23 protein-coding genes are annotated in these 26330 nt (G+C 64.2%); 6 read left to right on the top strand and 17 right to left on the bottom strand.

Translation table 11 applies throughout. From position 1 onward, the window contains the following. Positions 1–9: 9 nt before the first annotated feature. The 12 genes from efeO to ACZ9GA_RS18670 form a co-directional block, all read right to left on the bottom strand. On the bottom strand, positions 10–1200 hold the full coding sequence (gene efeO / locus ACZ9GA_RS18725; RefSeq protein ID WP_457361286.1) for an iron uptake system protein EfeO: 1191 nt from the start codon (positions 1198–1200) through the stop codon (positions 10–12). 14 nt (positions 1201–1214) lie between these two features. Further along, a complete protein-coding gene (gene efeU, locus ACZ9GA_RS18720; RefSeq protein WP_457361287.1) occupies positions 1215–2057 on the bottom strand; it encodes an iron uptake transporter permease EfeU in 843 nt (280 codons plus the stop codon). Between the two features lie 289 nt (positions 2058–2346). Further along, positions 2347–2661, bottom strand: coding sequence for an SCP2 sterol-binding domain-containing protein (locus ACZ9GA_RS18715; protein ID WP_457361288.1), 315 nt, complete (start codon positions 2659–2661; stop codon positions 2347–2349). A gap of 51 nt (positions 2662–2712) precedes the next feature. Continuing rightward, complete coding sequence (locus tag ACZ9GA_RS18710) at positions 2713–3414, bottom strand: histidine phosphatase family protein (protein WP_457361289.1); 702 nt, start codon at positions 3412–3414, stop codon at positions 2713–2715. 144 nt (positions 3415–3558) lie between these two features. Beyond that, positions 3559–6510, bottom strand: coding sequence for an HD domain-containing phosphohydrolase (locus ACZ9GA_RS18705; protein ID WP_457361290.1), 2952 nt, complete (start codon positions 6508–6510; stop codon positions 3559–3561). Between the two features lie 105 nt (positions 6511–6615). After that, a complete protein-coding gene (locus tag ACZ9GA_RS18700) occupies positions 6616–10188 on the bottom strand; it encodes a transporter substrate-binding domain-containing protein (RefSeq protein WP_457361291.1) in 3573 nt (1190 codons plus the stop codon). Then, positions 10185–10811: a response regulator gene (locus tag ACZ9GA_RS18695; RefSeq protein WP_457361292.1), complete on the bottom strand. Its 627-nt coding sequence runs from the start codon at positions 10809–10811 to the stop codon at positions 10185–10187. Before ACZ9GA_RS18695 ends, ACZ9GA_RS18700 begins: the two co-directional genes overlap by 4 nt. A 416-nt stretch (positions 10812–11227) precedes the next feature. Further along, positions 11228–12559, bottom strand: a complete 1332-nt coding sequence (locus tag ACZ9GA_RS18690) for a deoxyguanosinetriphosphate triphosphohydrolase (protein ID WP_027978473.1) — start codon at positions 12557–12559, stop codon at positions 11228–11230. Positions 12560–13814: 1255 nt separating this feature from the next. Then, complete coding sequence (locus ACZ9GA_RS18685) at positions 13815–14981, bottom strand: EAL domain-containing protein (protein ID WP_457361293.1); 1167 nt, start codon at positions 14979–14981, stop codon at positions 13815–13817. Between the two features lie 101 nt (positions 14982–15082). Continuing rightward, positions 15083–15415: a hypothetical protein gene (locus ACZ9GA_RS18680; RefSeq protein ID WP_457361294.1), complete on the bottom strand. Its 333-nt coding sequence runs from the start codon at positions 15413–15415 to the stop codon at positions 15083–15085. Continuing rightward, a complete protein-coding gene (locus tag ACZ9GA_RS18675) occupies positions 15412–15798 on the bottom strand; it encodes a phage holin family protein (RefSeq protein ID WP_457361295.1) in 387 nt (128 codons plus the stop codon). The genes ACZ9GA_RS18680 and ACZ9GA_RS18675 overlap by 4 nt, the downstream gene beginning before the upstream one ends. Positions 15799–15801: 3 nt before the next feature. Beyond that, on the bottom strand, positions 15802–16116 hold the full coding sequence (locus ACZ9GA_RS18670; protein ID WP_457361296.1) for an ElaB/YgaM/YqjD family protein: 315 nt from the start codon (positions 16114–16116) through the stop codon (positions 15802–15804). Positions 16117–16409: 293 nt separating this feature from the next. Here ACZ9GA_RS18670 and ACZ9GA_RS18665 point away from each other — a divergent pair, with 293 nt between their 5' ends. From ACZ9GA_RS18665 to ACZ9GA_RS18640, 6 genes are all read left to right on the top strand, one after another. Then, on the top strand, positions 16410–17618 hold the full coding sequence (locus ACZ9GA_RS18665; RefSeq protein ID WP_457361297.1) for an ammonium transporter: 1209 nt from the start codon (positions 16410–16412) through the stop codon (positions 17616–17618). 105 nt (positions 17619–17723) lie between these two features. Continuing rightward, the gene (locus ACZ9GA_RS18660) at positions 17724–18686 is read left to right on the top strand and encodes an acyltransferase family protein (RefSeq protein WP_457361298.1); all 963 of its coding nucleotides are present in this window, start codon (positions 17724–17726) and stop codon (positions 18684–18686) included. A 42-nt stretch (positions 18687–18728) separates the two neighbouring features. Next, complete coding sequence (locus tag ACZ9GA_RS18655) at positions 18729–18965, top strand: glutaredoxin family protein (RefSeq protein ID WP_457363692.1); 237 nt, start codon at positions 18729–18731, stop codon at positions 18963–18965. Positions 18966–19076: 111 nt separating this feature from the next. Further along, on the top strand, positions 19077–19508 hold the full coding sequence (locus ACZ9GA_RS18650) for a D-Ala-D-Ala carboxypeptidase family metallohydrolase (RefSeq protein WP_457361299.1): 432 nt from the start codon (positions 19077–19079) through the stop codon (positions 19506–19508). A gap of 135 nt (positions 19509–19643) precedes the next feature. Next, the gene (locus ACZ9GA_RS18645; protein ID WP_457361300.1) at positions 19644–19958 is read left to right on the top strand and encodes a transcriptional regulator; all 315 of its coding nucleotides are present in this window, start codon (positions 19644–19646) and stop codon (positions 19956–19958) included. A 70-nt stretch (positions 19959–20028) separates the two neighbouring features. Then, positions 20029–20925, top strand: a complete 897-nt coding sequence (locus tag ACZ9GA_RS18640; protein ID WP_457361301.1) for a pseudouridine synthase — start codon at positions 20029–20031, stop codon at positions 20923–20925. Positions 20926–21172: 247 nt separating this feature from the next. Here ACZ9GA_RS18640 and ACZ9GA_RS18635 read toward each other — a convergent pair whose 3' ends face one another. The 5 genes from ACZ9GA_RS18635 to ACZ9GA_RS18615 form a co-directional block, all read right to left on the bottom strand. Continuing rightward, the gene (locus ACZ9GA_RS18635; protein ID WP_457361302.1) at positions 21173–22786 is read right to left on the bottom strand and encodes an inorganic phosphate transporter; all 1614 of its coding nucleotides are present in this window, start codon (positions 22784–22786) and stop codon (positions 21173–21175) included. A gap of 73 nt (positions 22787–22859) precedes the next feature. Beyond that, the gene (locus ACZ9GA_RS18630) at positions 22860–23879 is read right to left on the bottom strand and encodes a transporter (protein WP_457361303.1); all 1020 of its coding nucleotides are present in this window, start codon (positions 23877–23879) and stop codon (positions 22860–22862) included. A 98-nt stretch (positions 23880–23977) separates the two neighbouring features. Then, positions 23978–24757 (bottom strand): PhzF family phenazine biosynthesis protein, encoded by a 780-nt coding sequence (locus tag ACZ9GA_RS18625; protein ID WP_457361304.1) that lies wholly within the window; start codon positions 24755–24757, stop codon positions 23978–23980. Positions 24758–24814: 57 nt separating this feature from the next. Then, positions 24815–25576, bottom strand: a complete 762-nt coding sequence (locus ACZ9GA_RS18620; RefSeq protein WP_457361305.1) for a purine nucleoside phosphorylase YfiH/LACC1 family protein — start codon at positions 25574–25576, stop codon at positions 24815–24817. Next, positions 25573–26109, bottom strand: a complete 537-nt coding sequence (locus ACZ9GA_RS18615; RefSeq protein ID WP_457361306.1) for an NADPH-dependent FMN reductase — start codon at positions 26107–26109, stop codon at positions 25573–25575. The genes ACZ9GA_RS18620 and ACZ9GA_RS18615 overlap by 4 nt, the downstream gene beginning before the upstream one ends. Positions 26110–26330: the final 221 nt, after the last annotated feature.

The following is a 26330-nucleotide window of genomic DNA, read 5'->3' as shown; positions in this document are numbered from 1 at the left end:
TCGTCTGTCTTACAGGGCCGAAAGGCCGAGGGCGGGGTCGATTCCATCGAGTGCGTCGGCCAGTGCCTTGGCCTTGTCGGCGATCTGCTTGCGCTGATCAGGGCCGACCTTGTCGTACGGCAGGTAGTTGTCGCCATCACGCAGGCTGGTCAACTGGCTGTCCAGGTCAGCCGAGGCGGCGTCGATCTTCACCAGCAGGTCGGCGGCGGACTTGGCCAGCACCGGACGCAGCAGGTCCACTACCTTGCGGGCACCGGCCAGGTTGGCGGCGAAACCGTTCAGGTCGGCGTGGCTGTAACGCTCTTCCTCGCCGTTGGTGCGCACGTCGGCCAGGCTGTGCAGGTTGCGGGCGACGATGCCGACCAACTGCTCGGGCGGCAGGTTCTGCGCCAGCAACTGGGTCTTGAGGGTGGCGACGTCGGCGGCCAGTTTCTGTGCCACAGGGGCCAGGCCGTCGAGGTTCTGCTGCTGGAACAGGCCGTATTCGACGCGGTGGAAGCCGCCGAAGCCTGGGTCCTGCTCGCGTTTTTCGTAGTAGTCGGCGCGGGCGTTGATGGCGTTGTCCAGCTCGGAGAAACGCTGGGCAGCGGCCGCCAGGCCCTGGTAGGCAACGCGGGCCGGTACATAGGCGGCGCGGGCGGCGGCCAGGTCACCGGCGCTGATGGCCTGGTTCAGGGTGTCGACGGCGCGCACCAGGGCGCTGCCCTGCAGGCTCAGGTACACGCGGAATTCGGACAGCGGGCCGACGAAGGCGACCATCGACGGACGGGCCTTGGCGTTGGCCTCGGACTCGGCGGTAGGTGTCACTTTCAATGTGCCGCGCGGGTTGCTCAGCAGGCCGCAGGTGATGGCGTAGTCGCCCGGCGCCAGGTTGGCGTTGATCACCTGGCTCATGCCCGGGGTGATGTTCTCGCGCTCTTCCACCACCAGCACGCCGTCGAGGATTTCCCACTCCACCGCGCGCTCGGATTTGTTGACGATGCGGAACGATGCGCGGCCGGCCGGGATGGTCAGGGCGTTGGGTTCGCAGCTGTGCGGGTGGATATTGACCACGATTTCATCGTGATTGGCCTGGCGCTTGGACGAGGCCACTTGCGAGGCGTAGTAAAACAGTGCACCGGCGGCGACCATCACCACCACGGAGCCGGCCACAGCCGCGCGCAAGACGCGCGGCGACAGGCCTGGGGCTTGATTGGACATTGACTGGGTAAGCCTTAGGAGTGAGTAGCGGGGGCAGGCTTGCGGGCCACGGGGGCGCCAGCCGGCAGGAAAAACATGACCAGGGCGAACACCAGGTAGATCAGGTACGCGCCCAGGGTGCTCACGGTGGGAGCGTCCTGATAGCCGAACATGCCGGCCAGAACCGAACCGACCGGGCCGTCCATCGGCAGGATGCTGCTGATGTCGAAGACCACTTCCTGCAGCGAGTTCCACAGGCCGGCTTCATGCAGCGCCTGCACCGAGTTGGCCAGGATGCCGGCGGCCACCACCAGGATGAACAGGCCGGTCCAGCGGAAGAACGCCGACAGGTTCAGGCGCATGCTGCCGCTGTAGATGCCGAAGCCGATGGCCACCGCCAGGATCAGGCCCAGCAGGGCGCCCAGCGGCGCGCCGGCACCTTCGCTCTGCTGGAACACGGCCAGCAGGAAGAATACGGTTTCCAGGCCTTCGCGGGCCACGGCGAAGAACACCATGGCAATCAGGGCGATGACCTGGTTGTTGGAGTTGGCCAGGGCGCGGTCCATGGACTCGTGCAGCGAGTGCTTGATGGAGCGGGCCACCTTGCGCATCCAGAACACCATGGAGCTGAGAATGACCACGGCCACCACGCCTACGGTGCCTTCGAACAGCTCTTGCTGTTTCTGCGGGAATTCGGCGCTTACCAGTTCCAGGCCGCCGCCCACCAGCAGCGCGATGGCAGCCGCCAGGAACACGCCGATCCACACGGCGGGCATCCACTGACCGCGTCCGGTCTGCTTTAGGTAACTGGCAATGATGCCAACGATAAGCGCGGCTTCAATCCCTTCGCGCAGCATGATCAAAAATGGAACCAGCACTTCGCACCACAATCTTAAGAAGGATGCTAACTTGTAACATAATGAGACTTATTATTGAATACAGGGGCCATCATTTTGGATAGCTTTTCCAAAAAAATTCATCTGCCTCCCGGCCCTTGATCACCTTCACGTAGCCGCTGCCGCCAGGCTGCGCTGGCCCTCCCATCCACCGTATTTATCGGGGTGTGAAACCTTGAGGGCCAGCGCAGCCTGGCGGCAGCGGCTACAAGCGTGCAGGCAAAAAGAACCCGGCAACGCGGCCGGGTACTTTTTTGTTACTGAAAATGTATCAGCCTGGAAACAGTTCGCTCAGCTTCATCGCCAGCATCATGTCGCCTTCGGCGCGCAGCTTGCCGCCCATGAAGGCCTGCATGCCGTCGGTTTCGCCGCTGACGATGCCCTTCAGGGTTTCTTCGTCCATCACCAGGGTCACCTGGGCGTCAGGGTTTTCACCCTGCAGCAGTTCGCAGGTCTTGTCCTTCACCACCAGGGAGAAGTTCTTGGTTTCGTCGATGCGGAAACCGAAGACCAGGTCCAGGCCGGCAGCGGCGGACGGGTCGAATTTGGCCTTCATTGCTTCTACGGCTTTATCCAGGGTGCTCATGGTTCGATCCTTTCTCGAATGGGCTAACGACAGGTGTTACACAGGCCGCTTTCATCGATAGGTGATGAAATGCGGGGCCTTCAGCAGTTGCAGGTGAGTGTGACTGTTGAAGGAAGCCAGGGCTACCTCGCGGCCGCGAAACTTGAGCTGGCTGAGCGAGGTGTTGACGATTTGCCAGTTCAGCTCGAAGGCTTGCGCAGGCGAGACGCCGGTGATCAGGTGCAGCAGGGCGGCAATGGTACCGCCCGAGGTAAAGACGGCAATGTTGGCGCCGCTGCCGGCCTGGTCCAGCAGGCGTTGCAGGGCGGCGTCGACGCGGGTGACGAAGGCGGCCCAGCTCTCGGTTTGCGGCGTGGCGTGCTGGCCGCTGTGCCAACGGCCGATCAGCAGGGCGAACAGGCGCTGGAACTCGCTGCGGTTGTGCGCCGCGTTGCGCAGTATGTGCAGGGCTTCGGGTTCGTGGGGCAGCAGGTCGGGCAGCAGGGCGCGGATCACCGCCTCGGCGTCGAACTCGTTGAAACCCTCATCGGTTTCCACGGCAAGCTCGCTCAGCCCCATCGCCTCCAGCGCCAGGTGCGCGGTGGCCTGCTGGCGCCGCAGGTTGCCGGCAACGCAGCGGTCCAGCACCAGGCCCAGGTCGGCCAGGTGCGCGCCCAGTACCTGCGCCTGGTGCATGCCCAGGGGCGACAGCACGTCGTAGTCGTCGGCACCGAAGCTGGCCTGGCCATGTCGAATCAGATAAATGCTGCCCACGTCCGCAGTCGTCCTGGCACGTTGAAAGTGCTTTGGAGGTTATGGGGATGGCGGGGTGCTGTCAATGAAAAAACATACGCTTGTTTGAATTGGTCGACAGTGCCTCTCCCCAGCCCTTGTGCCAGACAAAGGCGCTGCGGGGGTTCACGCGGGCAGGGGCGTCAGCCCAGCCTTGGCCAGCACCTGGTCAATGTCGACGGCATCCAATTGCTGCGCCGGCAGGTACTGTCTGGCGTACTCCATGTACACCCCGCTGCGCAGAAACAACTCGAACAGTTCGGGATCGATGTGCGCATCGCGGCACATGAACGCCATGATTCCCAGCGCCTCGCTCAGGGTCTTGCCCTTTTTGTACGGCCGGTCGGCCGCCGTGAGGGCTTCGAAGATGTCGGCGATGGCCATCACCCGCGCCGGCAGGCTCATCTGCTCGCGGGTCAGGCCTTTGGGGTAACCGCTGCCGTCCATTTTCTCGTGGTGCCCGCCGGCCATCTCGGCCACGTTTTGCAGGTGGCTGGGGAAGGGCAGGCGGCTGAGCATCAGGATGGTCTGCACCATGTGATGGTTGATGATGTAGCGCTCTTCGGCGGTCAGGGTGCCGCGGCCGATGCCGAGGTTGTACAGCTCGCCACGGTTGAACTTGTATTGGGGTACTTGCATGTTGAAGCCCCAGGGGTTGTCCGCCGGCATGCGCTCGCTTTCCGGGCGGTCGAACAGGTGCTCGGGGCGGTCGGCCAGCAGTGGCTCGCGCACCGGCAGGGTCGGCGCGGGGCTGCGTTCCTGGCGGCGGTTCTCTTCCCAGGACACGCCCAGACGGTCGTCCAGGGTACGCAGCCAGCTGCGGCCGGCGATGCGCGCCAGGCGCTCCAGGCTGGCGGCGTCCATGAACTCGCCGCCCAGGTTGCTGCGCGCCACGAAGGCAAAGTCATCGTCCAGTGCCTGGAGTTCTGCGTCGCGGTGGGCGGCCAGCGCTACGGTGTCACCACCTTCGGCCACCGCCTGCCAATACTCGATCCAACGGTCACGCTTGAGCACCTCGAAGCGGGTGCGGATTTCGTGGATGCGGTCGTACAGGGTCTCCAGCTTGGTCGCCTTGTCCACCACGTACTCAGGCGTGGTGACCTTGCCGCAGTCATGCAGCCAGGCGGCAATGTGCAGGGCTTCCCATTCCTCCTCGCCAGGCTGGTAATCGGCGAAGGGCGCCTGCTGGCTGTCGGCGGCGGCGCGGGCCAGCAGCTTGGTCAGCACCGGCACGCGCTGGCAGTGGCCGCCGGTGTAGGGGCTCTTGGCGTCGATGGCGCCGGCGATGATCTGGATAAAGGCATCGAGCAGTTGTTGCTGGCGCACTTGCAGGCGCTGGCCCTCGATACTGGCGGCGGCCACCCCGGACACTGCCTGGATGAAGGCGATGCGTTCGGGGCTGAATTTGGCCAGATCGCTGCGGCTGCCGGTGTCGCGGTGCAGCAGCACCAGCACGCCGATGGTTTCGCCACGGCGGTTGTGCAGGCGCACGGCGATCAGGTCCAGGCGCGGGCTGTCGAGCTTGAGCATGATCTGTTTGAGTTCGCGTGCCTGGTCGAAGCCCAGCGAGGTGACCACGCTGTTGCGCTGTTCGTTGAGTTCGCCCAGCCAGGCCGGGGTATCGGCGGCGCCCAGGGTGTGGCTGGCCAGACCGTATTTTTTCAGGTTGCGACGCTTGTCATTGATGATCAGGCCACTGGGCTCCAGTTGGCCGCTGTCGCTGTCCAGCAGGTAGATGACACCGGCCTGGGCGTTGCTCAGGCTGACGGTTTCCTGCAACACACGCTTGAGCAGAGGCTCGAAACGGGTTTCGGCGGACAGGCTGGCGGTGATCTCGAAGAAACTGGCCAGGGTCTGTTTCATGCGCTGCATGGATTCGGTGAGCTGGTCCACCTCCAGTACCGGCGAGCGCGGTGTGGCCGGGCGCTTGAAGTCGAAGCTGCGGATGGCGTCGGCCTCTTTCACCAGCGCATAGATGGGCTTGACCAGCAGGCGCGCGGTCAGCCAACCCACCGGCAGGCACAGCAGCAGGATGGTCAGTGTGATGAGCGCGCCTTGCCAGCGCAGCCGGTAGGCGTCGGCGAGCAGTTCGTCCTCGGGCACCAGCAGCGCCAGTTGCAGGCCGTCGGGGCCGCCCTGGTCGATGCTGCTGCGCGACACCACCCAGTCACGCCCGGCCGCGTGCAGGCGATGGCTGTCGGCGCTGCCATTGGCCAGCAGGGCGGCCAGGGCCGGGTCCAGGTCGGCGGCCTTGACCAGTTCGGCGGTACCGCTCTGGGTAATCAGCCGCTGGCTGTCGGGGTAGGCCACGGCATTGCCGTCATGATCGAACAGCACGATCTGCGTGTGCGGGGTGACGCGGTGCTTGGCTAAGGTGGCGCTCAAGTCGTCCAGCGTCAGGTCGGCACCGATCACTACGTGGTCGCTGACCCGCAGTGCCAGCGTGGTGCCCACGGCGTGGCTGGAGAAAAACACGTACGGGTCGGTGGTGATCTGCGCCCGGTCCGCCTGCGCGCGGGTGAACCAGTCGCGGGTGCGGGGATCGTAGGTGGCATCGCTGAGGTCGTGCTGACTGATGGGGTTCAGCGCACTGTCGAACATCAGCGACCGGGCACGGGCCGCGCCGCTGCCGTCGCGCTCCACGCTCCAGACCTGGTAGGCGGCATTGGCCGGGGCCTCGAAGCGCTGACGCAACGCGTCGTTGCGCAGTGGCCGCACCATGAAGAAGTCGCCGTTGTCGTAGCCGGTGTACAGCGAGGCCAGGGTGGGGTTGTCCAGCAATGACTGGGCCATGGGCTCCAGCAGGGCCAGGCGCTGATCCAGGCTGCCGGTCTGCGCGGCGTCGCTGAGGGCCAGCAGACTCAGCAGGTGGCGGATGGGCAGGTAGGTATGGTCGATGTCCAGGCGCACGTCCTGGTCGATGCGCGAGAACAGGCTTTGGCTGCTGGAGAGGATGATCTGCGAGGTCTGCCGGTAATTGAACAGCCCCAGCACCGTGCCGGTGAGTAACAGCAGCAGGGTGAACATGGCACTGATGTGCACGTGCAGGGGAAAGCGGCGTTCTGTGAACCTGGGCATCGCGAATCACTCCTTGAGGATGCGTTCACCGCCCACCCGGGGCGGTGTTGCAGAGCCTTCGCACCGCAGCCCTTGCGGGCCGATAATGGCGAACGGTGTGGCGGTTTACAAGCGTGTATCAAGGCCCGCCAGGTGTTTTTGCAAAGCGTGTTGCAAATCATCCATGGCCGCTGCGACTTCGGCGGCCGAGGCCTGGCCGCCGCCGGACTGGCAGGCCAGCTCCAGCGCTTCGCAGGCCTGGGTCAGGGCCGTGGCCGCGACAATGCGCGCGGCGCCCTTGATGCGGTGCGCCAGGTCGTTCATGGCGCCGACGCTGTCGGCGGCCAGCAGGGCCTGGCGATCGGCGATGCAGCTGTCCAGCACCTGTTGCAGCAGGCGCCGTTCCATGGCGGGCTCGCCGCCGGTGAGGCTGCTCAGTTGGCTGAGGTCCAGCACCGTGCTTGGCAGGGCCACCGCTACGGCCGCGAGGGCGTGGGTCAGGTCCGCCAGGCTGATGGGCTTGAACAGGCAATCGTCCATGCCTGCCGCCACGCAGCGCTCGCGCTCCTGGTGCTGGGCGCTGGCGGTATAGCCCAGGATCACCCGCGCCGGCAGGCCGCTGCGCTGTTCTTGCCGGCGCAGTTGGCGGGTCAGTTCGTAGCCGTCCATGCCCGGCATGTTGCAGTCCACCAGCAGCACGTCGAAATGGCTGTCCAGCGCAGCCCGCAGGCCGGTCTCACCGTTGTCGGCGGTGGTGGCGCCCACGCCCAGGAAGCTCAATTGCTGGGCGATCAGCAGGCGGTTGGCCGGGTGGTCGTCCACCACCAGCACGCGCAAACCATGCAGGGCGATCGGGGCCGGGCTGACGGTGGGTGGCTCGCTGGGCAGCGGCGCCAGGGCCTCGGCCAGCAGGCTGAGGGTCAACTGCGTGCCTTGGCCCGGTGTGCTGTGCAGCGCAAGGTTGGCGCCCATCAGCTCGCACAGGCTCTTGCTGATCATCAACCCCAGGCCGGTGCCGCTGCGTGCCCGGCGGCTGTCGGGATCAACCTGCACGAAGGGTTGGAACAGCCGCTGGCGATCCTCGGCGCTGATGCCGATGCCGGTGTCGCTGACCTGCAGTTGAATCTGCCGGGTATCGGGCTCGGTGCCCGGGGCCATGGTCAATTCGATGGACACGTGGCCGCGCTCGGTGAACTTGATGGCGTTGCTCACCAGGTTCGACAGCACCTGCTTGACCCGCAGCGGGTCCAGCAGCAGGTCCGGTTGCGCCAGCGTCGGTACCTGGACGTGCAGCTGCAGCCCCTTGTCACGGGCCAGGCCATCGAAGATACGGGCCACGTCGCCGATCAGGCGTGGCAACTGCACCCGTTCGCGTGCCAGGCTCAGGTGCCCAGCTTCGATGCGCGACACATCAAGGATATCGCCGATCAGCGCCAGTAGATCACGCGCCGATGAATAGGCCACCTCGATGGCAGCGCGATCCAGTTGGTTCTGTTCGGCCCGGCGCAAGGCCAGCTCGAGCATGCCGATCAGCGCGTTCATGGGCGTACGGATCTCGTGACTCATGGTGGTCAGGAACGTGCTTTTGGCCCGGTTGGCCTGGTCGGCCTGATCCTTCGCCTGGCGCAGGTCTTCGAGCAGTTGGCGGCGCTCGCTGATGTCGATCCAGCCACCGATCACCCCCTGCACGTCGCCTGCCGAATCGCGGTAAGGCAATATCCAGTGGTAGATGCTGAGCATGCGTTCGCCGATGCGCAGGGGGCGGTCCATCACCAGGGGTTCACCCTGGGCCATCACCTGCAGGTAGTCCAGGTGGTAGGCACGGGCCTGTTCGGCGTCCAGCAGCACGCCTTGCTGGACGGTCTTGCCGATCACCGCCTCGCGGTGCACGTTGAAGGTTTTAAGGTAACTGTCGTTGCAACTGAGCAGCAGGCCGTCGCGGTCGCGCACGTAGATGGGGTGGGGGGTGCCGTCCACCAGCGCGCGCATGAACTGATACTGGTCGCCCAGGGCGCGCTCGGCCACCAGCCGCCGGCGGATCTGGCGTTTCATGTACACCACCCACAACAGGGCAAAGCTCAACAGCACCGCTGCGGCGGCGATGATCTGCAGAATCAGCCGGTGGTAATTGCGCCAGTAGCCATTGGTGGCCGGCGAGTAGTTGCGCCAGCGCGCGGTGATGGCGGTCATCTCGGCCGGGTCGATGCTCAGCAGGGCCTTGTCCAGGATCGACGCCAGCTCGGTGGCATCCGGGGCGGTGGCCAGGGCAAAGGTGGCCGGGGCGGTACCCACGGTGCTACGGATCGCCAGGCGGTCCTGGAACGCTTGCGAGGCCAGCAATTGCCGGGCTACCACCAGCGAGCTGATGGCGCCTTCCACCTGGCCCTGGGCGAGCACATCCAGGCTGGCGAAGGCGTCGTTGGTCTCCAGCACCTGGACCTTGGGGTAGTGCGCCTGCAACCAGGGCACCAGCGGGTTGCCGCGGGTGATGGCCAGGCGGCCTTCGAAGTGGTTGAGGTCGGCGGGGGTGCTGCTGCCTTGGGCGGTCAGCAGCACGTAGGAATTGCTCAGGTAGGGCCGGCTGAAGTGCAGGGCCTGCTCGCGCTGGTCGCTGGGGATGATGGCGGCAATCAGGTCGGCCTTGCCCTGCTGCACCTTGTCCAGCATGTCGCCCACGCCGCTGGCGCGCTGAATCTCGAATTGCAGGCCAGTGCGCAGCCGAATCAGCTCCAGCAGATCGGCGCTGATGCCGCGCAGGTTGCCGTAGCGGTCGAAAAAGGTCAGCGGCGCGAAGGTATCGTCCACCACCACCCGCACGCTGGGGTGGGCGGCCAGCCAACGCTGTTCGCGCGGGCTGAGGGCCAGCTTGCGGTCGGTCAGCAGCAACTCGCTGGCGCCGCTCCAGCGCTGGAAGATGGCCTGGCGCTGTTCCAGGCTGAGGTCGGCCAGTGCCTGATTGACCTGGGCCAGCAGCGCCGTGTCGTCACGGCGCAGGGCAAAGCTGAAACCGGCGGGTTCGTCACGGCTGAAATTGACCATGCGCAGGTTGTTCAGCAGGCCCTGGTCCATCTGGTAGTGGGTGGAGATGGTGTCGCCCAGGAACACGTCGGCCTGCTCGAAGGCCACGGCATTCAGGGCGTTTTGGTAAGAGGGGTAGAACTGCACGGTGGCGTCGGGGTAGCGCGTGTGGATGTAGTCGGCGGGCAGGTAGTGATTGACCACGCTCAGGCGCCGCCCTGCCAGGCCTTCGTCCGGCGCACGGTCATCGTCGGTGCGGGTGACCAGCACCGGCCTGTCCACGGCGTAGGCGGCGGATAACACCAGTCGGGGGTTGGCCGCCTCGAAGCCGTTGGCGCTGGGCAGCAGGTCGACGCGGCCGTCGGTCAGCGCCAGGATGGCCTGTTCGCGGCTGGGGTAGCGCTGCACTGTCACCCGACGTTGCAGCGCCCGGGCCAGCAGGTCGGCGTAGTCGGCGCTCAGGCCTTCGTATTCGTGACCGGTGCTGATGTCGAACGGCGGGTAGTCGGGGGCCGACACCCCCAGGCGCAGCGGGGGCGCTGTATCGGCGGGCGTCGCCGCCGGCAGCGGGGATGCGTTGTGGCTGCGCAGTGCCAGCGATTGCGGCGCCTGTTCGGCGCCCGCGGTCGATGCCAGGCACCACAGGCCGGCGCCCAGGACCAGCGCACGATTGATGTTCATACCAGGGCGTTGCGCTTGGCAATTTCAATGAGTTCCACCAGCGACGCAACTTGCAGTTTCTGCATTAACCGTTTCTTGTAGGTGCTCACGGTTTTGTTGCTGAGGAACATGCCCTTGGCAATTTCCTTGTTGGAACGCCCTTGGGCAAAGAGTTGCAGTACCATCAATTCGCGATCATTCACCGCCTTGAAGCGCTCGATCTCATTGCGCCCGCAGTCGTCCATGTCGGGTGCATTCAACGCCTCGCTGGGAAAGTAGTTGTAGCCGGACATGACGGCCTTGATGGCACTGCTCAGTTCGCCCAGTGCTTCCTGTTTGCACACATAGCCGGCGGCACCCGACTGCATGCAGCGGAAGGTGAACAGCGCGGGGGTCTGGGCCGTCAGCACCAGTATCTTCGGGCCGATGTTCATGGTCTGGAAGCGCGCCAGCACTTCCAGGCCGTCCAGGCGCGGGATGCTGATGTCGAGGATGATCAGGTCAGGCGGGTTCTCGCGGATGATCTGCATGGCGTCGACGCCGTTGTCGCATTCACCGATCACCGTATAGCCCTCTTTTTCCAGCAAAAAGCGGACGGCGAGGCGGATGACCGGGTGGTCGTCAACTATAAAAGCAGTGCTCATAAATAACTTTCCCATACAGGCGACGAAGAAAAGGCGCACATTAGCCCAGTTGCATTGAGTGGCATATGAAGAAACGTAGCCGTCCGGGCTATATAGGAAATTTCCTACAGAAATTGTAGTTTAAGAATACGGCTTCCGGGATGTTTCCAAAGTGTCAAGGCAATGTGAAAGTTGCTTTGTCACGGGATGAAAGTGTGTTTTCAGATGGGCTTGAGTTGTAAATTAATATTTTATAGCTGAAGCGGTTTCATCCCTTGGTTATTAGTCTTACAGGGCTGCGGGAATTTTCCCTACAGCCGCGATGGATTATTCGCCGGGCTGGAGGTCGAAGGCGAGCAGACGCTTCCCAAAGTTTTGTAGGCAATTTCCGACAGTGATGGAATCCGACGCCCCGGAGCGGGGCGCTCGGTAGCGGGTCACTGGGGGCTGGAGCGCCCGGTCATTTCCCTGGCCATTTCACTGGCATAGCTGTCGGTCATACCGGCGATGAAGTCGATCATGCGCAGGAACGAGGCATGCAGCGAGGCGCCCGGGTCGGGGGCACTATTGCCCAGCAGGTCGAGGATACGGCGATTCTTGAACGACGGCTGTTTACCGCCATGTTGTTCAAGGGCGGCGCCGCACAGGGCGTTGAGGAGGATTTCCAGGGTGGTGTAGGCGCCGATTTCGTGCAGGGTCTTGCGCTTGTCCTGGAAAATCTTTTTACGCGCCATGTCCTTGGCGCTGAGCACGCATCGCTTGGCCGGGCCATGCATGTGCTCCACCAGATCACCCTGCAGGGTGCCGGCCAGCAGCGCGTCCTGCTGTTCAACGAAGGCGCGGGCGGCGGCGTTGGTCAGGTGCTCGATGGCCTTGCCGCGCAGGATCGCCAGCTTGCGCCGGCGCGAATCCAGGGGTCCGAGCTGGCGGTAGGTTTCCGGCAGGTCGTCGCCCACCAGGCCCAGCAGCAGCGACTCGACTTCGGCGTAGTCCAGCAGGTCCATTTCCAGGCCATCTTCCAGGTCGATCAGGGCATAGCAGATGTCGTCGGCGGCCTCCATCAGGTACACCAGCGGGTGCCGGGCCCAGCGCTGGTCTTCCAGTTGCGGCAGGCCCAGCTTGTGGGCGATCTGCTCCAGCAGCGGCAGCTCGCTCTGGTAGCAACCGAACTTGTGCTTCTTGTAGCCCAGGGAGTCGGCGTGGCGGGCGGTCCAGGGGTATTTGAGGTAGGTGCCCAGGGTGGCGTAGGTCAGGCGCATGCCGCCGTCGAACTGGTGGTATTCCAGCTGGGTGAGCACGCGAAAGCCCTGGGCATTGCCTTCGAAATTGAGGAAATCGTTTTGCTGCGCAGGCGTCATGCCGTCCAGCCAGCCACGCCCGGCGGCCTGCTGGAACCAATGGCGGATGGCGTCTTCGCCGGAGTGGCCAAAGGGCGGGTTGCCGATGTCGTGGGCCAGGCACGCCGACTGCACCACCATGCCCAGATCGCTCGGCTCGCACCAGGCCGGCAGCCGATCGCGCAGCGTTTCGCCCACGCGCATGCCCAGCGAGCGGCCCACACAGCTGACCTCCAGTGAATGGGTCAGGCGGGTATGGATATGGTCGTTGCTGGACACCGGGTGCACCTGGGTCTTGCGGCCCAGGCGGCGGAAGGCGCCGGAGAAGATGACGCGGTCGTGGTCCTTGTGGAAAGGACTGCGGCCCAGCTCTTCGGGGCTGTGCAGGGTTTTGCCGAGGCGTTCGCGGTTGAGCAGGGTGAGCCAATCCAAGGCGGTTTCTCCTGAAGGCGGGGGTGAGGTTGAGCTTCGGGGTTTGGGGGGGATCGTGCAAGGGGTTTGAATGGGGCGATACGGTCTGATGCTTGGCTACCAAGGCTGACCACTCGACCTCACAGGCCATGGCACGGTGCAACAAACTGTGGGAGCGGGTTCTACCCGCGAAGCGCCGCGCGGGCGGCGCGCGGTCTCAAGAGCGCAGCAACAACATCGACCAGCGATCCCGTAGCCGCTGCCGCCAGGCTGCGCTGGCCCTAAGCCCCGCTGAGGATTTTCAGGGTTCACGCAGGCCAGCGCAGCCTGGCGGCAGCGGCTACGGTTTTGCGGTGGGGCAGGGGCGCATGGCTTGGGGCGTTGTTGCGTGCTTGAGACCGCGCGCCGCCCGCGCGGCGCATCGCCGCCTCACGGCAGCTCCTACATTTTGTTGCAACGTGCCATGGCCTGACACACCGCGGTTTTAGCCTGGGTGGCACGGCTTGGATCTCAAGAAAGCGACAATCTGTAGCCGCTGCCGCCAGGCTACGGTTTTGTGGTGGGGCAGGGGCGCATGGCTTGGGCTTTGTTGCGTGCTTGAGACCGCGCGCCGCCCGCGCGCGCATCGCAGCCTGGCGGCAGCTCCTACATTGGTTGCAACGCGCCATGGCTTGACACACCGCGGTTTTAGCCTGGGTGGCACGGCTTTTGGATCTCAAGAGAGCGACAATCTGTAGCCGCTGCCGCCAGGCTGCGCTGGCCCTATGCCTCGCTGAGGATTTTCAGGGTTCACGCAGGCCAGCGCAGCCTGGCGGCAGCGGCTACGGTTTTGCGGTGGGGCAGGGGCGCATGGCTTGGGCTTTGTTGCGTGCTTGAGACCGCGCGCCGCCCGCGCGGCGCATCGCCGCCTGGCGGCAGCTCCTACATTGGTTGCAACGCGCCATGGCCTGACACACCGCGGTTTTAGCCTGGGTGGCACGGCTTTGGATCTCAAGAGAGCGACAATCTGTAGCCGCTGCCGCCAGGCTGCGCTGGCCCTACGCCTCGCTGAGGATTTCCAGGGTTCATGCAGGCCAGCGCAGCCTGGCGGCAGCGGCTACGGTTTTGCGGTGGGGCAGGGGCGCATGGCTTGGGGCGTTGTTGCGTGCTTAAGACCGCGCGCCGCCCGCGCGGCGCATCGCCGCCTGGCGGCAGCTCCTACAGGTTGTTGCAACGTGCCATGGCCTGATGGATTGGCGTTGCCAGCCTTGGTGGCACGGCTGTGGATTTTTGTCGTTCACTCCAGAAACGCCGCATCCACATCGATCAGCAACAACCGCTGCCCATTATCGAAAAACTGCCCCGCCGTAAGGCAGTACTGGTTGCTGGTGGCGTCGCGGTAGGTGTTCGACAGAATCAGCCGCCGCTCATCCCATCCTTCGGCCAGCAGATGATAGAAATACGGCCGCCACGACCAGTTGTGCCCCAGGTAACTGGAATCAGCCTGCCAGGCGTTGTGCCGCCATTCCATGTTCGGCGTCAGCTGAGTGCCGTGCCGGTCACACTGGTAAAACCGCAGCAGCCACGGGTAATCATCCAACTGCGGCAGCTCACTCAGGGGCGCGCCGGCCTGGGCCCACGGGTGCAGGATGGCCATCAGCCGGGTCAATTGCTGGCGCAGGTTCATCAGCCGCGCACGCTCGCCCAGTTTCTGCTGCACATAGCGCTCGCGCAGGGCGGCGAAGCGGGGCACGAAGGCGTCGGTGGGGAAGAAGTCCGGTTCGGCACGGGCAAACAGGTAGCCTTGCACGTACCGCGAGCCGCACTCCAGGGCAAAGTTGAGTTCGGCTTCGGTCTCCACGCCTTCGGCGATGATCCAGCAACCGGTCTTCTCGGCCATCTGCGCCAGGGCCTTGACCACTTCGCTGCTGGGGCCGCCGCGGGCGGCAGCCTGGAACAGGCGCATGTCCAGCTTGAGGATGTCGGGTTGCAAGGCCAGCACGCGATCAAGCTGCGAATACCCCGCGCCAAAATCGTCGATGGCGATGCGCGCACCGGCGTCGCGGTAACGGCGCACCACGTTGCTCAGGCGCTGGTTATCGCCACCCAACTCAGTGATTTCGAACACCACACGCTGCGGGTCGACCCCGTGGCGCTGCAGTTGGGTAAGGCTGGGCAGGGGTTGGTCATCGCGCAGGCGGCTGATCCAGCGCGGTGAAATGTTCAGGCTCAAAAACCAATCGTCCGGGGCTTCGCGCAGGCGGCCCAGGGCGTCGCCGCGAATCTGGCGGTCCAGGCGGCGCAAGGCGGCAGGCAGGGTGCGAGGGTCGGCAAACAGCGGCCCTACCGACTGCACCTGGCCGTCAGCCTGACGCAGTCGGCCCAGGGCCTCCACGCCGGCAATGCGGCCGGTGGCGGTATCAATGAACGGCTGAAACCAGGCGAGCGGTTGCCCGTCAAACACGGCGACTCCTCAGGTTGAGCTAAGTGAGAAAAGCGCTGCCCCGATCCGTGACCGGGGCAAGGCTGAGTGCCGTTGCAAGAATGTGGCCAAATAATGGCATTTCAATCTTTGCGTTGCAGCGCCAACTTGATCAAGGGCAGCAGGCTGCCGCCCAGTTTGACCAGGCGGGTCAGGCCGCCGACGCCGTTGCTCTTGGCGCCCTTGCCGGTCAGGAAGCCCAGCACGACCACGCCAGCCAGGCCCCACAGCGGGGCGTGCTTGATGCCCAGCCCGTCCTGCACGGACTGGCCCATGCCGCGCAAGCGGTTCAAGGGGTTGACCAACTGGCCGGATTCGTGACGAATTTCCTGACGGTGCATTTCCATGCGCAAGCGGATCAAGGCCTTGCGCATTTCGCGTCGTGATTGATTTTGCGGCAGGTTGGGGGCGCTCATGGCAACAGTCGCTCCCGGTCATTGGCCAGTTCTTCGAGGGTGCCGTGGAACGGCGACGACTCATCGAAGATGGCGGCCTTCAGGCGCATGGCGCAGAACAGCCCGGCCAGCAGGTAGAAAATGCACAGGCCGATCATGCCCTGCATGCGGTAGTTGTCCCACAGCAGAATCAGGATCAGGCCCGACAGCGCCACCAGCGCCAGCAGGGCAAAGACCAGTGCCAGGCCGGCGAACAGCAGCAGGCTCAACGTACGCGACTTCTGCTCCTGCAATTCAATGCCAAACAGCTCCACGTGGCTGTGCAACAGCCCCAGTAGTGCAGCGCCCAGGCGGCGCGACGACGGCCCGGCGGCCGTCGATTTCGAGTCCAGGTCCAAAGCCATGAGTCAGCGCCTTGTGGCCAGCAGACCAATCAGGAAACCCACGCCGGCGGCGATGCCGATCGACTGCCAGGGATTTTCCTGCACGTAGGCTTCGGTCTGGGCCACGGCCGCTTCGCCCTTCAGGCGCAGGGATTGCTCGGTGGCTTTCAAGGTTTCACGGGCGCGCAGCAGGCTCTCGTGAATCTGTTCGCGCAGCTCGTCCGCCTGGTCGCCCGCCAGGGTCTTGGTGTGCTCCAGCAGTTTCTCGGTGTCGCGCACCAAGGTCTGAAAATCAGCCGTCAGTACGTCTTGTGCAGTCTTTGCCGTGGTGCGGGCCATGGTGCTCTCCATAAGTGGGCGTCTGGTGTTTCGAGTAGGCAGGGATTCTGAAGGTTCCTTCATATTTGCCTGGTATAGCTTTTGCTTTTGATTGGTGCAGGACAGCAGGCTCATGCGCCCTAACGGCGCGCCAGAGCCTGCATGGCGTATGGAACCTTAACCCAATCGAAATAACCCCGAGGAAAATTTACCACGCAGTCGAATAACGAACGCATTGCATGTTCCATATTGGTGCAATGACCGACGGGTCGACCTGCTTTGGTGCTGTTTTCTGATTTCAGGTCTGCCCCCCGATGGAAAATCTGCAAAGTGCCGTGCAAACCCTGGTTCACGGCTCCAACACCCTGTTTCTGCTGATGGGCGCGGTCATGGTCCTGGCCATGCACGCCGGCTTCGCGTTCCTTGAAGTCGGCACCGTGCGCCAGAAGAATCAGGTCAATGCCTTGTGCAAAATCCTCAGCGACTTCGCGGTGTCCACGCTGGCCTATTTCTTTATAGGCTACTGGATCGCCTATGGCGTCACCTTCGTTGCCCCGGCCAGCGAGTTGAGCGCTGACCATGGCTACGCGCTGGTGAAGTTCTTCTTCTTGCTGACCTTCGCCGCGGCCATCCCGGCGATCATCTCCGGCGGCATCGCCGAGCGGGCGCGGTTCGTGCCGCAACTGTGCGCTACCACCTTGATCGTGGCGTTCGTCTATCCCTTCTTCGAGGGCATCGTGTGGAATGGCAACTTCGGCGTGCAGCCGTGGCTGCTGGCGCACTTCGGGGCCACCTTCCACGACTTCGCAGGGTCCGTGGTGGTGCACGCCATGGGCGGCTGGCTGGCGCTGGCAGCGGTGTTGCTGCTGGGGTCGCGCAACGGGCGCTATCGTGACGGTCGCTTGGTGGCGTTCGCGCCGTCGAACATTCCGTTCCTGGCCCTGGGCTCGTGGATTCTGATCGTCGGCTGGTTCGGCTTCAACGTCATGAGCGCCCAGAGCGTGGCGGGCATGAGTGGCCTGGTAGCCATCAACTCGCTGATGGCCATGGTCGGCGGCACCATTGCCGCGCTGATCGTGGGCCGCAATGACCCCGGCTTCCTGCACAACGGCCCGCTGGCCGGGCTGGTGGCGGTGTGCGCCGGCTCCGACCTGATGCACCCCATCGGCGCGCTGGTCACCGGCGCTGTCGCCGGGGCCCTGTTTGTCGGCTGCTTCATCGCCGCCCAAAGCAAGTGGAAGATCGATGACGTGCTCGGCGTGTGGCCGCTGCACGGGGTTTGCGGCGTGTGGGGTGGGGTGGCCTGTGGCATCTTCGGCCAGAGCGCGCTGGGCGGCATGGGCGGGGTGAGCCTGACCGTGCAGGTGCTGGGCACGCTGGCGGGCGTGGTGGTGGCATTGGTGGGCGGCTTCGTCGTGTACGGCGTGCTCAAGGCTGTGGTCGGCATCCGCTTGAGCCAGGAACAGGAGTACTACGGTGCCGACCTGTCGCTGCACAAGATCGGCGCTGTCAGTCACGACTGAGCCGTTGTAACCCGCGCGGCTGGCAGGCTAGACTGCCAGCCAGCCCCAGGGATCAGTTGACGCAGTCTGCCCCCCGGCCAGGAAGCCTTTTTCGAGCGCCCATGGATGACCCGAACCGTCAACGCAAATCTGGACCGGCTCAAGCTTGTGCTGGCCTTTGTGGTAGTGGCCCTGCATTGCAAGGTCATGGGTGGCAACGACACCACGCTGGGCTACGTGTTGTGCAACGGCCTGTTCCGCGTCGCCGTGCCGGTGTTCTTCCTGATCAACGGCTACTTTCTGCTGCACCCCCTGCAAAGCTCCGCCGGCTACTGGGTGTGGCTCAAGCGTATCATCGCGCTTTACGTGTTCTGGATGCTGGTCTACAGCCCTTTCTACGTCACCGGCCCGAGCGTCGGCGCGCTGCTGGCGGCGGTCAAGCAGTGGTTCATCGGCTTCTTCCACCTCTGGTACCTGCTGGGCATGCTTGGCGGCAGCGTGATGTTGTATGTGGTGCGCAAGCGCCCTACCTGGCAGATCGCAGCGTTGGCACTGGGGCTGTTCATCATTGGCCTGCTGCTGCAATACGCCCGGGTGTACGTAACCATTCCCCAACCGTTTTTGCAGCATTTCAACCAGAACGACTACACCGCGCGCAACTTCGTGTTCATGGGCTTCCCGTTCGTGGCGCTGGGGTATCTGCTGGCGCGTGAGCAGGTGGTGCCGCGCCTGTCGCGCCCGGCACTCTGGGCATTGCTGGGGGTAGGGGTGGTGCTGATGGTCGGGGAGTCGCTGTTCAACCTGCAGCACACCACGGACCGGGCGCTGAATTTCGATTTCATGGCGTCGTTGCCGCTGGTGGCCCCCGCCCTGATGCTGCTGGCCCTGGCCTATGAAAGCCCCACGCACAGTACTTACATGGGGCGCCTGTCGTCGGCGGTGTATTTTGCCCACCCGCTGTTCATCTACGTGGCGATGGCCGTGGGGCTGGCGTATGGCAATCTCATGGCCCTGGTGGTGGCGATTCTGGTCACCGCTGCAGCGCCGTTGATCATTGCCGTCAGCCGCCGTTGGCGGTTTGTGCTGTAGGTTTTAAACTGATCGTTCATGCTGCTTTCTAGCGAGGCCGTGATGCCTGCCGAGTGCCAATTGCTGGGGACCCTGGGCTGCCACCTGTGCGAACAGGCCGAGGATGTGCTGATGCCGCTGGTGGACCATGGCCTGCTGGTGGAATTGGTCGACATCGCCGAACACCCCAGCCTGTTCGATGCCTATTCGCTCAGCATTCCCGTGCTGCGCCGCGTCGACACGGGCGCCACCTTGAACTGGCCGTTCGATACCGACCAGGTGGTCGCGTTCCTGCGCTAGCCCCACGGTGGGCATTTCCCGCTGTCTGCTGTGCTCCATCCATGGATAACTGCACCTCCCGGCGCCGGCTGATGGCCGGGTCACGCAGCCATGACGTCAAGGAGCGACAGCATGAACCTGAGCCCACACTTCACCCTGCAAGAACTGACCGACTCGCCCAGCGCGGCCAAGGCCGGCATCGACAACACCCCAGGCCCCGACGCCCTCGCCAATCTTCTGCGCCTGTGCCAGTTGCTTGAATCGGTGCGCACGCTGGTTGGCGCCCCCCTGATCATCAGCAGCGGCTACCGTTGCCCGGCGCTCAACCAGCTGATCGGCGGGGTTGAGACCAGCGCACACGTGCGCGGGCTGGCAGCCGACTTCAGCGTGCCGGGCCTGTCACCGCGGCAGGTCGTCGAGATGATCGTGGACAGTGACCTGGTATTTGATCAGGTGATCCTGGAGTTCGACCGCTGGGTGCACCTGGCAATCAGCGAGCAGCCGCCGCGGCGCCAGGTGCTGACCTTGCGCAAGGGTACCGGCTACCTGGCCGGGGTGGTGTAGCAAGCCGCCTATCATCTGTGGATTGACGGGCAGGGCGGCGATGCCTATGCTGTATATAAATACAGTATCCATGGAAGAACACTTTAACAAGGCGCCGTCGTGTGCCTTGCGCAACGAAGTCAGAGGATTGCCCGCGTGGTCAACGTCGAACAACTGAAATACAGCGTCAATCGCATGAGCCCCGAAGTGGTCCAGGAGGCCGTGCTGGAACTGCGCCTCGACGGGCTGGTGACCGAAGGCAAGACGCCCTTCAACAAGCTGCACTTCAACACCTGCTTTGCCGAAATCGAAGCCCTGTTCCAGCGTGCCGGCTACCATCGCCCGTTGGACGTGGTGGGCTATGAAGGCTTGCTGTATGCCCTTTACGATCCCACCCGCTGGGAGGCCGTGCAGGTGCTGCGCTGGCTGAAGGAGTTCACCGACGCCGCCCGCGTGGCCCAGGTGCAATGACAGCGGGCGCAAGGGTAGGGGATAATGCCGGGCTGCGCCGCCGCCCCGCCCCTTACACTTGAGCCAGCCCATGTCCGATAGCCCGTTCAATCCTGCCCACCATCAGGCCAGCACCCTCAGCTTGCCGCCTGGCCCGTGGACCACCGTGCTGGATTGCCTGTGCGATCACTTCAAGGCCATCGACCGTGCGCAGTGGCTGGACCGCATTGCCCGGGGCAAGGTACTGGATGCCCAGGGCCAGCCCATTGCCGTCGATCTGGCCTACAAACAGGGCCTGCGCATTCACTATTTCCGTGAAGTGCCTAATGAGAAGCCCATCGCCGCGCAAGAGCATATCCTGCATGTGGACGAGCACTTGGTGGTGGCCGACAAGCCGCACTTCCTGCCTGTCACGCCAACGGGCGAATACGTGGAGCATACCTTGCTGCGACGGCTGATCCGCCGTCTGGACAATCCGCACCTGGTGCCGCTGCACCGCATCGATCGTCACACGGCCGGGCTGGTGCTGTTCTCCGCCAACCCCGAGAGCCGTTCGGCGTATCAATCGCTGTTCCCCAACCGCCAGATCGACAAGCGCTACCAGGCCATCGCCCCGGCGCTGCCGCATCTCACGTTCCCGCACGTGCACAAAAGCCGCATGGTGCACGGCGAGCCGTTTTTCCGCATGCAGGAGGTGGAAGGCCAGCCCAACAGCGAGACGTTGATCGAAGTGGGCGAGCAGCAGGGGGATCTGTGGCGGTACGTGCTGTACCCGATCACCGGCAAGACCCATCAACTGCGCGTGCACATGACCGCGCTGGGCGCCAGCTTGTGCAATGACCCGTTCTATCCTCAGGTGTGTGGGTTGGGGGAGGCGGATGATTACAGCAAGCCGCTCAAGCTGCTGGCGCACAGTTTGCGCTTCAAGGATCCGTTGAGTGGTGAGGAGCGGTACTTCGAAAGCCAGTTGACCCTGGATTGGCCCTGAGGCGGCCTTCGGCAGTTGGTAGAAACGGTGTCGTCTGCATCGCGATCAAGGTCGGCTCCTACGCCGTCCGTGGTAGGAGCCGGCCTTGGCCGCGATGCAGACGACGCCGTCCTGTAGCGGCAACTGTCTTTGTGGGAGCGGGTTCTACCCGCGAAAAGGCCGCCGCGAAGTATCTGAAACACCACGGCGCTCTCTTCGCGGGCAGAGTCCGCTCCCACAGTTCAAATCCACCACCCATGCATCTGTATCAGAACAGCGTGCTGAACAGCCAATACAACCCACCCGACAACAGAATCGCCGCTGGCAGTGTCAGTACCCACGCCATCACCAGATTGCGGATGGTGCGCATCTGCAGCCCCGAACCATTGGCCACCATGGCCCCAGCCACCCCCGATGACAGCACATGGGTGGTCGACACCGGCAGCCCATACATGTCCGCCGCACCAATGGTCAGCATCGCCACGGTTTCGGCGCTGGCGCCCTGTGCATAGGTGAGGTGGTGCTTGCCGATCTTCTCGCCCACGGTCACCACGATGCGCTTCCAGCCCACCATGGTGCCCAGCCCCAGCGCGATGGCCACGGCCACCTTGACCCACAACGGGATAAAGCGTGTGGCGCTGTCGATCTGTGCCTTGAACTGCGTCACCTTGGCCTGGGTGTCGGCGTCGTATTGGCCGACCTTGTCTTTGTCCATCAGGCGGATGGCCTCGGAGGTCAGGTACATGTCGTTACGTACGTTGCCCACGGCGGCGGCCGGGATGGCGGTCAGGCTGCCGTAGGCGCTGACTTCGTTACCGATCAGGCCGGCGAGGGCGGCCAGGGCCGGCACCAGTTCGGGCGATGGCTGCTTGCTGCGAATGTAGTCAGTGAGGATCACCCGCGGGTCGCCGGTCACTGGCGTGGGCGCGGCTTTGACCAGCGCTTGTTGAGTGACCTGGGCCACGGCGGCGAACTGCACCGATTGATCCGCCGGCATGGCGCGGTTCAGCGCATAGGCCATGGGCAGGGTGCCGACCAATATCAACATGATCAGGCCCATGCCTTTCTGGCCATCGTTGGAACCGTGGGCAAAGGACACCCCGGTGCAGGTCAGAATCAGCAGGCCACGGATCCACCACGGTGGCGGGGCGTCACCTTCCGGTGCCTTGTACAGGGCGCGGTTTTTCACCAGCATGCGCAGTACCACCAGCAGCAGGGCCGCGAACGCGAAGCCCAGCAGCGGCGACAGCAGCAGCGAATAGCCGATCTTCAACGCCTGGCTCCAGTCCACGCCGCTGGTGCCGTCACGGCCGTGCATCAGCGCGTTGGCCACGCCCACGCCGATGATCGAACCGATCAGGGTGTGCGACGACGAGGCCGGCAGGCCCAGCCACCAGGTGCCCAGGTTCCAGATGATGGCCGCCAGCAACAGGGCGAAGATCATCGAAAAGCCCGCCGATGAGCCCACCTGCAGGATCAGCTCCACCGGCAGCAGGGCGATGATGCCGAACGCCACGGCGCCGCTGGACATCAGCACGCCGAGGAAATTGAAGCAGCCCGACCACACCACCGCGAACTGCGGCGGCAGCGAGTGGGTGTAGATCACCGTCGCCACGGCGTTGGCCGTGTCGTGGAAACCGTTGACGAATTCAAAGCCCAAGGCGATTAACAACGCCACGCCCAGCAGGATGAACGGTGTCCAGGTGGTGACGATGGTGCCCATCTCGTCGACATCGCTGACCAGGCTCCAGGTGCTGTAGATCAGCCCCACGGCCAGGATGATGAAGAACCCGATGAGCGTCGCACGGCCCGGCTTGCGGTCAAACTGCGGGCGCGCTTGGGTACTGCTGGTGGGTGAAGAAGCCAGGGTTGGCGTAGCCATGTCAGGCAACTCGTTTGAGGGAGGGAACCCCCATAATCGTTGCAAAATGTGACAGGGTGGCGTCAGCCCCGGGTCAGTAATCCGCGCGTTTGCGGAACGCCCAGCGTCCGGCCAACACGGTAAACGTCGCTACCAGCGCCACCAGAATCCAGAAACCCTCCGGGTCGCTGGCCAGCGGAATGCCGCCCACGTTCATGCCGAAAAAACCGGCGATGATGTTGATGGGCAGGGCCAGCACCGTTACCACCGTCAGCGTGAACAGCGTGCGGTTGCTCTGTTCGTTGAGGTTGGCGGCAATTTCTTCCTGCAACAGCTTGATGCGTTCGCCCAGGGCCGTCAGGTCGCTGAGCACCAGGGCGAATTCCTCGGTGGCTTGGCGCAACGCCTGCACATCATCCTCCTGCAACCAGGCGGGTGGCCGGTTGAGCAGGCGCAGCAGCGAGCCGGGCTCCAGTGCCAGCAGCCGTTGCAGGCGCACCAGCACCCGGCGCATGGCGCCCAGTTCTGCGCGGTTGTTGCTAAGGCGCAGGGACAGCAACTGGTCCTCGATGCTGTCCACGCTCATGCTGGTCTTGCGCACGATCTGCGTCAGCACTTCGGCCTGGTCGCGGAACAGATGCACCAGCAATTCCATGGGCGAGCGGAAGCGCTCGCCGCGCTTCACTGACGAGCGCAGCTTGTCCACCGAGTGCAGCGGGTGCAGACGGGCGCTCACCAGCACGCGCTCGTTGGCGCACAGCCACAGGGTGGAAATGTCCGAGGAGACCATGCCGAAGTTGAACACCACGTCGTTGACCACCGCCAGCAGGGCGTCGTCCACGTGTTCGATGCGCGTGGAACGCGAGCCCTCATGCAGCGATTCGTAAAAGTCGTCGGGCAGGTGCAGGTGCGCGCGCATCCAGCGCTCGCACCCTGCGTGGGCCAGGTTCAGGTGTAGCCAGATGAATTCGTCGTTGTACTCGGCGTCGCCCAGGGTCTGCAGCACGGCCGCCGAGTCCACCTCGCACACCGGACCACCGGGGCGGAACCGGTAGCCGTAGAGCAATCCGAAAAGGTCCGAGTCCTGATGGCTCTTGATGATGCTCGAATTCATGTCGGCTCGCGGCGCAAGGGCTGATGCCGCGATCATGCGGAGGAAATATTGCGGTTATGTGACAGTTTGTGTGCAGGCGTTAATGTTCATCCGCGCCTTCAGAAAAACACGCTGCCTTTCATAAACAACACCGCCTGGCCGCTGATGATCACCCGGTCGCCGCTCAATTCGCAGGTCAGCAGGCCCTTGCGTGCGCCGCCTTGCCGGGCTTTGAGCAGGGTCTTGCCCAAGCGCCCGGCCCACAGCGGTGCCAGCGAAGTGTGCGCGGAGCCGGTGACCGGATCTTCGTTGACGCCTACGTTGGGGCCGAACCAGCGGGTGACGAAATCGAATTCGCGGCTGGCGGCGGTCACGGCCACGCCCCTCAGTGGCAACCCTTTCAGCCGGGCGAAGTCCGGGGTCAGGCCGGCGATGATGGATTCATCCTCAACCACCACCAGGTAATCGTCAGTGGCCAATACTTCGGCCTTGGCGATGCCCAACGCTTCCAGCAGCCCGGCCGGCGGCTCGCACGGCACCGGCGTCTTGGCCGGGAAATCCATGGCCAGGCCGTGCTCGGTGCGGGTCACGCGCAACTCGCCGCTGCGGGTGGCGAAGCGCATCACCTCGGGGGCATCGGGCAGTTCGTTGGCAATCACCCAGGCCGCCGCCAGGGTGGCGTGGCCGCACAGGTCGACTTCCACGGCAGGGGTGAACCAGCGCAGTTCGAAGGCATCGCCCTTGCGCACGAAATAGGCGGTTTCCGAGAGGTTGTTTTCCTCGGCGATGGCCTGCAGTTGGGCGTCCGGCAGCCACTCGGTCAGCGGGCACACGGCGGCAGGGTTGCCGCCGAAGGGGCGGTCGGCGAAGGCGTCGACCTGGTAGATACTCAACTGCACCTTGGATACTCCATCAAATAAGGGGGTAGGGACACTAGCGCTGCCGCTGGGCTGGGGTCAAACCTGGGCGATCCAGGAAAACTGCTGGGTGCGCGTGGCGGGCCAGTGGGTGCGGCGGCGGTAGCTGCCCAGGGCGGGGGTGTGGCAACAAGTGCAGATATCCACGACCTCGATCTGAGCCGGCTCGATGCCTTGCTGGGCCAGCAGGCGCATTGCGTAACCGGCCAGGTCGAACCACAAGCCGTCAGGGTTCATGGCGGGTGGTTGGGGCAGGGCATTGGGTTGCGTCGGGACGGGGCGATCGCGGTACCAAGGGGGATTGGCGCCAGGCCACAGGGCGCTGAAGTCGGCGCTGACCTCGTAACAACAGGGCCTGATGGACGGGCCGATGGCGATCCTGAGCCGGTCGCGGGCAACCTCCGCCTGATCGAAGCGGGCCAGGGCGTTGCCGAGAATGCCGGCCTTCAAGCCTTTCCATCCGCCATGGACGGCGGCCACCTGCTGCCCGTCGGTGGACGCGATCAGCACCGGCAGGCAATCGGCGGTCATCACCGCCACCGGCGTGTGCGCCTGCGTAAACACCCCATCCCCAACCCTGTAGCCGCTGCCGCCAGGCTGCGCTGGCCCCTGAGTACCCCCAGGAATTCCCTGTTGCGGCGCAGGGCCAGTGTTGCCTTCGGCAGCGGCTACAGGTTCGACGATGTCCGCGGTGTGTTTTTGGTTGCAGTAAAAAGTATTGGCGGGAAGGGCGTCGTCAATGCCGAGGAACCCATGGGCAATGCCGGGTATGTCGGTCAGGTTGCGGGCGGTCCAGCTCATGATTCCTGGGCTTCCTTGAGGTCATGTTGAAAATGCCCCAGCGCTGAACGCAGCACCTCTGTCAGGCCAGGCTCGGCAACAATATCCGCCGCCGTCATGCCCTTGGACAACAGATTCACCGTCACCGAAGCCGATTCCACGATCCGCGCCGACATCGTCAGCAACACCAGCCGCAACGCCGCCTGTGCCTCACTGGCCCTGGGCGAGGCATTGAACAGGGCCACTGGCTTGCCAGGAAACTGCTCGCTGGCCACCAGCCAGTCCAGCGCATTCTTGAAGGCGCCGGGGATGCCGCGGGCGTATTCCGGGCAGGCGATCAGCAGGCCGTCGGCGGCGGCCACGGCAGCGTGCAGGTCGCGCACGGCGGCGGGTGGGTTGTCGCTCAGGTCGGGGTTGAACAGTGGCAGCTCTCCGATGCCCTCGTAGTGCAACACCGGCAAATCGGCAGGGGCGAGGTGCGCCAGCGCCTGCAACAGCGCGCGGTTGGTGGAGCCTTGGCGCAGGCTGCCGCAGAGGGTGAGGAGGTGGGGCATGCGCAGGGTCCTTTGCGGGGGGAGGGTAAACCTACCTTAAAACTGCGCGGGGGAGGATGAAAACGCTGAGCCTGCGTAGGACAAGCCCGGGAGCGGCAGCAGCTTCCGGACTGATTGCGGCGTTTCAGCAGTAATTTCCTACGCATGGATGCGTAGTTTCTGTAGCGCCAAGTCCCCATTTTTACTGGTCGAATCGTAAGTTTGCGCCTATAGTGACCCAT

It is taken from the genome of Pseudomonas sp. TE3644 (genome assembly GCF_056278815.1).
Note: the sequence above shows the minus strand (reverse complement) of the source record. Positions and strands in the feature narration are given on the sequence as shown.

Coding starts and splice junctions, on each gene's coding strand:
- ACZ9GA_RS18630 (WP_457361303.1), bottom strand. CDS start 23,879: ATGAATTCGAGCATCATCAAGAGCCATCAGGACTCGGACCTTTTCGGA.
- ACZ9GA_RS18675 (WP_457361295.1), bottom strand. CDS start 15,798: ATGGCTTTGGACCTGGACTCGAAATCGACGGCCGCCGGGCCGTCGTCG.
- ACZ9GA_RS18700 (WP_457361291.1), bottom strand. CDS start 10,188: ATGAACATCAATCGTGCGCTGGTCCTGGGCGCCGGCCTGTGGTGCCTG.
- ACZ9GA_RS18615 (WP_457361306.1), bottom strand. CDS start 26,109: ATGCCCCACCTCCTCACCCTCTGCGGCAGCCTGCGCCAAGGCTCCACC.
- ACZ9GA_RS18635 (WP_457361302.1), bottom strand. CDS start 22,786: ATGGCTACGCCAACCCTGGCTTCTTCACCCACCAGCAGTACCCAAGCG.
- efeO (WP_457361286.1), bottom strand. CDS start 1,200: ATGTCCAATCAAGCCCCAGGCCTGTCGCCGCGCGTCTTGCGCGCGGCT.
- ACZ9GA_RS18650 (WP_457361299.1), top strand. CDS start 19,077: ATGAACCTGAGCCCACACTTCACCCTGCAAGAACTGACCGACTCGCCC.
- ACZ9GA_RS18715 (WP_457361288.1), bottom strand. CDS start 2,661: ATGAGCACCCTGGATAAAGCCGTAGAAGCAATGAAGGCCAAATTCGAC.
- ACZ9GA_RS18705 (WP_457361290.1), bottom strand. CDS start 6,510: ATGCCCAGGTTCACAGAACGCCGCTTTCCCCTGCACGTGCACATCAGT.
- ACZ9GA_RS18655 (WP_457363692.1), top strand. CDS start 18,729: ATGCCTGCCGAGTGCCAATTGCTGGGGACCCTGGGCTGCCACCTGTGC.
- ACZ9GA_RS18680 (WP_457361294.1), bottom strand. CDS start 15,415: ATGAGCGCCCCCAACCTGCCGCAAAATCAATCACGACGCGAAATGCGC.
- ACZ9GA_RS18640 (WP_457361301.1), top strand. CDS start 20,029: ATGTCCGATAGCCCGTTCAATCCTGCCCACCATCAGGCCAGCACCCTC.
- ACZ9GA_RS18670 (WP_457361296.1), bottom strand. CDS start 16,116: ATGGCCCGCACCACGGCAAAGACTGCACAAGACGTACTGACGGCTGAT.
- ACZ9GA_RS18665 (WP_457361297.1), top strand. CDS start 16,410: ATGGAAAATCTGCAAAGTGCCGTGCAAACCCTGGTTCACGGCTCCAAC.
- ACZ9GA_RS18660 (WP_457361298.1), top strand. CDS start 17,724: ATGACCCGAACCGTCAACGCAAATCTGGACCGGCTCAAGCTTGTGCTG.
- ACZ9GA_RS18695 (WP_457361292.1), bottom strand. CDS start 10,811: ATGAGCACTGCTTTTATAGTTGACGACCACCCGGTCATCCGCCTCGCC.
- ACZ9GA_RS18620 (WP_457361305.1), bottom strand. CDS start 25,576: ATGAGCTGGACCGCCCGCAACCTGACCGACATACCCGGCATTGCCCAT.